Genomic DNA, 1,235 nt, shown 5'->3' on the forward strand with positions numbered 1-1,235 from the left:
GGTCGTGTCCCTATAAGTGTGTAGTCGGCGAGCAGGGATGAGCGTGAAAGAGGGAAGCTCCTCGGTGAAACCAACCGAGACGGTCTCCCCCTGGCAGGGGAGCCGAGGAGTTCCCGCCGTGGACGATACCGAGTTTGCCGCGCCCTCGCACGAGGAGGTGCGCACCGACGTGCGCGCACTCTTCCTGGGAGCCATCCGCATGACGTTGGAGATGCTGCTGGAGGAGGAGATTCGGGGCCTGGTGGGGGCCGGGCGCTGGCAGCAGGTGGCTGGGCGCAAGGACCAGCGCAATGGCAGCTACCTGCGAGGCCTCTTGACGTCCATGGGGCACCTGGAGGTGGCCGTGCCTCGGACGAGGGCCAGCGGCTCGGCGGAGGCCGTGCTGGGCCGTTACAAGCGGCGCAGCGAAGAGCTCGACGAGGCGATTACCAGCGCGTACGTGCAGGGCGTCTCCACGAGGAAGATGGGCCGGGTGACCAGGGCGCTCATGGGCGAGGAGGTTTCGCGCTCGACGGTGAGCCGGGTGACGAAGTCCCTGGAACAGAAAGTGGAGGGCCTGCGCACCCAACCCCTCACCCAGGCCTTCCCCTACCTCTACCTGGATGCCACCTTCCTGGACGCGAGGTGGGCGCGCACGGTGCAGAACGTCTCGGCCCTGGTGGCCTACGGCGTGGGAGAGGATGGGCACCGGCATCTGCTGGCCGTGACTCTGGGTGGCAGCGAGTCGATGGACTCGTGGCTGGAACTGCTTCGCCAGTTGCTCGAGCGAGGCCTGAGGGGTGTGCGGCTTGTCATCGCCGACGGACACGCGGGGCTGGCCGCCGCGGCCCGGCAGTCGCTGCCCGAGGCCCGACTCCAGCGTTGCACGGTGCACCTCACCCGGAACGTCCTCGCCAAGGCCCCCTGGCGACTGCGAGGCCGCCTCGGCAAGGAGACCTCAGCCGTCTTCGAGGCACCGACTCTCCAGGACGCCAGGAAGCGTCTGGAGGCGCTCCAGGCCGGCCTGGGCCGCCAGGTCCCCGAGGCCATGGAGTGCTTGCGCGAGGGCTTTGCCCCGGCCACCTGCTTCTTCTCTTTCCCCAAGGCCCACTGGAAGCGGCTTCGCAGCACCAACGGCCTGGAGCGACTCCATGGCGAAGTCAAGCGCCGCATCCGCTCCGTGGGCGCCTTCCCGGACCGCGCCAGCGCACTGCGCCTCATCACCGCCGTCGCCCTCGAAGTCTCTGGCATCTGGG

At 68.8% G+C, this 1,235-nt stretch carries 1 protein-coding gene; it reads left to right on the plus strand.

All coding sequences use genetic code 11. The features are described from left to right. Positions 1-118: 118 nt before the first annotated feature. Positions 119-1,235, plus strand: a 1,117-nt coding sequence (locus tag HUA74_RS44890; RefSeq protein ID WP_174459503.1) for an IS256 family transposase, incomplete at its 3' end; no start/stop codon positions are given.

The organism is Myxococcus sp. CA051A (genome assembly GCF_013336705.1).
GTDB lineage: Bacteria > Myxococcota > Myxococcia > Myxococcales > Myxococcaceae > Myxococcus > Myxococcus llanfairpwllgwyngyllgogerychwyrndrobwllllantysiliogogogochensis.